At 67.8% G+C, this 6000-nt stretch carries 4 protein-coding genes; all 4 read left to right on the forward strand.

Going from position 1 to position 6000, the window contains the following annotated elements; genetic code table 11:
- Window positions 1-61: 61 nt before the first annotated feature.
- The gene (locus VH569_RS33535) at window positions 62-2863 is read left to right on the forward strand and encodes a cache domain-containing protein (RefSeq protein ID WP_423321388.1); all 2802 of its coding nucleotides are present in this window, start codon (window positions 62-64) and stop codon (window positions 2861-2863) included.
- Window positions 2864-2941: 78 nt separating this feature from the next.
- On the forward strand, window positions 2942-3664 hold the full coding sequence (locus tag VH569_RS33540; RefSeq protein WP_423321390.1) for a response regulator transcription factor: 723 nt from the start codon (window positions 2942-2944) through the stop codon (window positions 3662-3664).
- Between the two features lie 157 nt (window positions 3665-3821).
- Window positions 3822-5474 (forward strand): acyl-CoA synthetase, encoded by a 1653-nt coding sequence (locus VH569_RS33545; protein ID WP_423321392.1) that lies wholly within the window; start codon window positions 3822-3824, stop codon window positions 5472-5474.
- 137 nt (window positions 5475-5611) lie between these two features.
- Window positions 5612-6000: electron transfer flavoprotein subunit beta/FixA family protein (locus VH569_RS33550; protein ID WP_423321394.1), on the forward strand; the 389-nt coding region annotated here is incomplete at its 3' end.

Raw genomic sequence — 6000 nt, forward strand, 5'->3', positions numbered from 1 at the left:
CAAGCTGGAATGATGGCGGGGATTCCACCGATCCCCGCATCCCGCCATCCCCGCCCGGAAAATGATCCGCTCGCCCCTGTTCCTTCGGCTGTTCTCGGCGATCCTGATCTCGCTCGGGCTGTTCTCCGCGGCGGCCTACGTCTTCTCGGTCCCCTTCATCGAGGAGAAGGCCTACGAGATCGAACGCGACGCCAGCCGGACCATCCTCGACAACGTGTTCGAACTGGTCAGCCGCATCCGCGGTGGGCTGGAGGAGCAGCGGGTGGCGACCGTCGACTCCTACAAGACCCGGCTGCGCGACGTGCTGGAACTGGCCGTCGGCTATATCGAGCATGTCTACGCCCGCGCCGACCGTGGCGAGATCACGATGGAGCAGGCGCGGCGCGAGGCGATGGAGGGGCTGCATGCCTTCCGCTACGGCAACGGCGACTATGTGTGGGCCATCGGCTACGATTCGGTGATCCTGTCGCACCCCTCGCCCGACTATCAGGGGCGCAAGGCCGACGATCTGCGCGACAATCTGGGCCGCCACATCCTGCCCACCATCGTCGCCACCGCCAAGCGCGAGGGGGAGGGGTTCCAGACCTATCCGTGGTGGCGGCCGAACGGCGACGAGCGGGCGCCGAAGCTCAGCTTCTTCAAGGATCTGCCCCGGCGCGGCATCATCGTCGGCACCGGCGCCTATCTGGCCGACGTCGACGCCGAGGTGGAGCGGCGCAAGGCCGACGCCATCGAGGATCTGCGCCAAGCCCTGCGCAAGCTGCGCATCGCCCGCACCGGCTATCTCTACATCTTCGATTCGGCGAACCGGATGATCATCCACCCGAATTCGAACATCGAGGGCACCGCCTTCGGCGACCGGCTGAACTCAGCCACCGGCCGTCCCATCGCCGAGGATTTGAAGGTCGCCGCGGCAAAGGGGGAGCCGCTGACCTACCTGTGGGACAAGCCCGACGATCCCGGCAACTACGCCTACGAGAAGATCAGCTGGGTCCGGCATTTCGAGGGGTTCGACTGGTATATCGCGTCGTCGGTCTATGTGGACGAGCTGCGGCGGTCGTCGGTGGTGCTGGGCAACCGCATCCTTGCCATCGGCATGGCGCTGATGGCGGCGGGCAGCCTGCTGGGCTACATCGCGGTCGGGCGGCTGGTGCGGCCGCTGCGCCGGCTGGCCGACACCGCGGTGCAGGTGAGGGCCGGCGACCTCGGCGCCCAGAGCGGCATCCGCCGCGGCGACGAGATCGGGCTGCTGGCCTCCGCCTTCGACGGCATGGTCCGGCAGTTGCGCGACACCGTCGCCACGCTGGACAGCCGGGTACGCGACCGCACCGCCGCATTGGCGGAGGCTGAGACCCGGCAGCGCGTGATCCTGGATGCGATCCCCGCCTGCATCGCCGGGCTGGACCGCGACGGCCGGCTGACCTTCGCCAACCTGCGCTGGGCCGAACTGGTCGGGCGCGACAAGGCGGCGGTCATCGGCCGCGATCTGGCGTCGGTCGTCGGCCGGCGGGCGATGGCGGCCCTCGCCCCCCACCTCGACCGCTGCCTGTCGGGGGAGGTGGTGACCTTCGAATATGCCTTCCCGCGCCATGGCGGCACCATTGTGACCAAGACCACGCTGATCCCCCATCGTGGCGAGGGGCGGGGCGAGGGGCGGGCAGAGGAGGGCGCGGTCACCGGCCTGTTCGTCCTGACCCTCGACATCACCGACGAGAAGCAGACCGAGCGCCAGCTGGTGGAGGCACAGCGGCTGAAGGCGGTCGGACAGCTGTCCGGCGGGCTGGCGCACGACTTCAACAACCTGCTGTCGATCATCATCGGCAACCTGTCGGCGGCGCGCGACCGCTACGCGGCGGTGGAGGGGCTCGACGCCTATCTGGAGCCGGCCCAGCGCGCCGGCCGGCGCGGCGCCGACATCACCGCCCGCCTGCTCGCCTTCTCCCGTCAGCAGCCGCTAAAGCCGGAGCCGATCGAACTGTGCGGCCTCTTGCGCGACATGGCGGTTCTGCTGCGCCGGTCCTTCCCCAGCTCCATCGCCATCGGCGTGCCGGGGGAGGGGCGGGAATGCTGGACCATCGCCGACCAGACCCAGCTGGAGAACGCGCTGGTCAACCTCGCCATCAACGCACGCGACGCCATGCCGAACGGCGGGCGGCTCGACATCGCCGTCGGCATCCGCAAGGTGGAAGGCGACCAGTCCTTCGACGAGCCGGTCCACTCCGACGATTATCTGGAGATCCGCGTCACCGACACCGGCACCGGCTTCACGCCGGAGGCGCTGGCCCGCGCCGTGGAGCCCTTCTTCACGACCAAGGCCCTCGGCTCCGGCCTGGGGCTGTCGATGGTCTATGGCTTCGTCAAGCAGTCGCGCGGCTATCTGCGCATCGACAGCCGGCCGGGGGAGGGGACCGCCGTCACCCTGCTGCTGCCGCGCGCCGAACCGGTGCCCCGCCTGCAGGAGGCCGATCTGGCGGCGGCCGAACCGCAGCCCGGAGGCTGGTCCGGCCAGCTGGCGCTGGTGGCGGAGGATAATGACGATGTCCGGCAGGTGATGCGCCAGCAGCTGGTCGACCTCGGCTTCTCGGTGGTGGAGGCGGCGAGCGGCGACGAGGCGGCGGAGCTGGTGGAGCAGATCGACGGGCTGTCGCTGCTGGTCTCCGACATCGTCATGCCCGGCTTGTCCGGGGTGGAACTGGCGCGGCGCGCCCGGCTGCTGCGGCCGACGATGCGGGTGGTTCTGGTCAGCGGATTCGCTGTCGAGTATGGCGACGTTCCCGCCGATGCCGTCATACTGCGGAAGCCATGGGACAAGCGGGAGCTGGTGGCGGCCATCGGCCACGCCGCCGAACCCGCGCCGGCCTGATAGGATTGGGCCAACAGAACGCACCCAATAGAACGCACCTGGAAAAAGCAGGGCGACGAGTGCCGGGGGGAAACGCGCGTGGGACAGAAGAAGCGCATCTATGTGATCGAGGACGAGGCCGACATCCGGCGGCTGGTGACGGAGGTGCTGGAGAGCTACGGCTATGAGGTGACCGGCTGGGCCAACGGGCGGGAGGCGCGGACGGCGATCCAGCGCCAGGCCCCCGACCTCTGTCTGGTCGATCTCGGCCTGCCGGACATGGATGGGCTGACCCTGGTGCGCGAGCTGTGGGAGGATGTGCGCTTCGGCGTCATCATCCTGTCCGGGCGCGGCGGCACCTCCGACCGGGTGCTGGGGCTGGAGCTTGGTGCCGACGATTACATCGTGAAGCCGTTCGAGCCGCGGGAACTGGTCGCCCGCGTCAACAGCGCCATCCGCCGCCGCGAGCAGCTGGCCGGCGCCACCGCCGCAGCGGAGACCGCGCGGGCGCGTTTCGGTCCCTGGGTGTTCGATCTCGGCAACCTGACGCTGACCGCCGACGACGGCCGGCAGGAGAGCCTGACCGCAGCGGAAGCCTCGCTTCTGCTCATGCTGCTGAAGGCGCCGAAGCGCGTGCTGTCGCGCGAGCATTTGCAGGGCCCGGATCAGGATCGCGACGATTTCCCCTACGACCGCAGCATCGACGTCCGCATCTCGCGCATACGCAAGAAGATCGAGGAGGATCCCCGCGCGCCGCGGCTGATCAAGACGGTCTATGGCGCCGGCTATCTGTTCGCCGGCGATGTGAGCTGGTTGCGCTGAAAGTGGCGCCACTCCTGCGTTTGCGCCGCAACACCCTCAATAACAATTGGTCATAATCCTGAGAAAGTTGCGCAAAGCTGATCTGGTACAGGCTGTTTCCAACACCGCCGCGCCCAATGTCGGCGCGCAACAAAGAACCCCTGGGGAGAACGGTCCGATGAGTGAAACTGCCGCCGCAGCCGATGTCCGCGCCAATCCGTACGACCGCGATCTCGGCCGCAATGCTGCCAATTTCGTCGCCCTGACGCCGCTGACCTTCCTGGAGCGTGCCGCCGCCGTGTGGCCCGACCGGCCGGCCGTCGTCCATGGCACGGTGCGCCGGACCTGGGCCGAGACCTTCATCCGTGTGCGCCGTCTGGCCGCGGCGCTGGCGAATGTCGGCATCGGCACCGGCGACACCGTCGCCATGCTGGCCGCCAACACGCCGGAACTGTTCGAGGCCCATTTCGGCGTGCCGCTGGCCGGCGCCGTGCTGAACGCCGTCAACACCCGCCTGGACGCTGAGGCCATCGCCTTCATCCTGAAGCATGGCGAGGCGAAAATCCTGATCGTCGACCGCGAGTTCTCCGGCGTCGCCAAGAAGGCGCTGGCCCTGCTCGACGCACCGATCCCGGTGGTGGACATCGACGATCCGACCTACACCGGCGGCGAGCTGATCGGCGACCGCGATTACGAGTCCTTCATCAGCGATGTCGGTGCAGAGCATCCCTGGACCCTGCCGGCCGACGAATGGCAGGCCATCGCGCTGAACTACACCTCCGGCACCACCGGCAACCCGAAGGGCGTCGTCTATCACCATCGCGGCGCCTACCTGAACGCGGTGTCGAACGCCCTGTCCTGGAACATGGGCGATGCGCCCGTGTATCTGTGGACGCTGCCGATGTTCCACTGCAACGGCTGGTGCTTCCCCTGGACCATCGCGGTCACCGCCGGCACCGCCGTCTGCCTGCGTCAGGTCCGCCCCGATACCGTTCTGAAGCTGATCCGCGACGAGCGGGTAACCAACTTCTGCGGCGCGCCCATCGTCCTCAACATGCTGAACAATGCCCCGGCCGAGCTGAAGCAGGGCATCGAGCAGAAGGTCAAGGTGATGGTTGCCGGTGCTGCCCCGCCCGCCGCCGTCATCGCCGGGATGGAGCGCATGGGCTGGGAAGTTACCCATGTCTACGGCCTGACCGAATGCTACGGCCCGACCGTGGTCTGCGTCTGGCACGACCGCTGGGACGGCCTGTCGCTGGACGAGAAGGCGGCGATCAAGGCGCGTCAGGGCGTGCGCGGCCCGATGCTGGAGGCGGTGATCGTCGCCGACCCCTTCACGCTGGAGCCGGTGCCGAAGGACGGCCGGACGATGGGCGAGATCATGATGCGCGGCAACAACGTCATGAAGGGGTATCTGAAGAACCCCAAGGCGACCGAAGAGGCCTTCACCGGCGGCTGGTTCCACACCGGCGACCTCGCCGTCTGGCATGAGGACGGTTATGTCGAGATCAAGGACCGCTCGAAGGACATCATCATCTCCGGCGGCGAGAACATCTCGTCCATCGAGGTGGAGGATGTGCTCTACAAGCATCCCGATGTGCTGGAGGCGGCCGTCGTCGCCCGCCATGACGAGAAGTGGGGCGAGACGCCCTGCGCCTTCGTCACGCTGAAGGACGGCGCCGCCTCGACCGAGGCCGACATCATCGCCTTCTGCCGGTCGCACATGGCCCACTTCAAGTGCCCGCGCACGGTGGTGTTCGGCCCGCTGCCGAAGACCTCCACCGGCAAGATCCAGAAATACGTCCTGCGCAAGCAGACCGAGGGGCTGTAAGGGGCGCTTTGCCCCACCCTGACCCTTTTTCCGCACATCGGCCGAAGCTCGCCTCTCCATCCCCTGTCCAGCGGGGAGAGAGGTGAGCTGTGCCCTTCCATGCCTGCACGCCGCCCATTTCCAAAGGGACCCGCGCCATGAAGATCCTCTGCGCCGTGAAGCGCGTCGTCGACTACAACGTCAAGATCCGGGTGAAGACCGACCAGTCCGGCGTCGAGACGTCCAACGTGAAGTTCTCGATGAACCCGTTCGACGAAATCGCCGTCGAAGAGGCGGTTCGTCTCAAGGAGGCCGGCACGGCGACCGAGATCGTGGTGGTTTCCGTCGGTCCGACCCAGGCCCAGGAGACGCTTCGCACGGCACTCGCCATGGGCGCCGACCGCGCCATCCTGGTGCAGACCGACGTGACGACCGAACCGCTGGCCGTCGCCAAGGTTCTGAAGGCGCTGGTCGAGAAGGAAGCGCCGGGGATGGTGATCCTCGGCAAGCAGGCCATCGACGACGACTGCAACCAGACCGGCCAGAT

Source organism: Azospirillum sp. 11R-A (assembly GCF_049472615.1).
Classification (GTDB): Bacteria; Pseudomonadota; Alphaproteobacteria; order Azospirillales; family Azospirillaceae; genus Azospirillum; species Azospirillum palustre.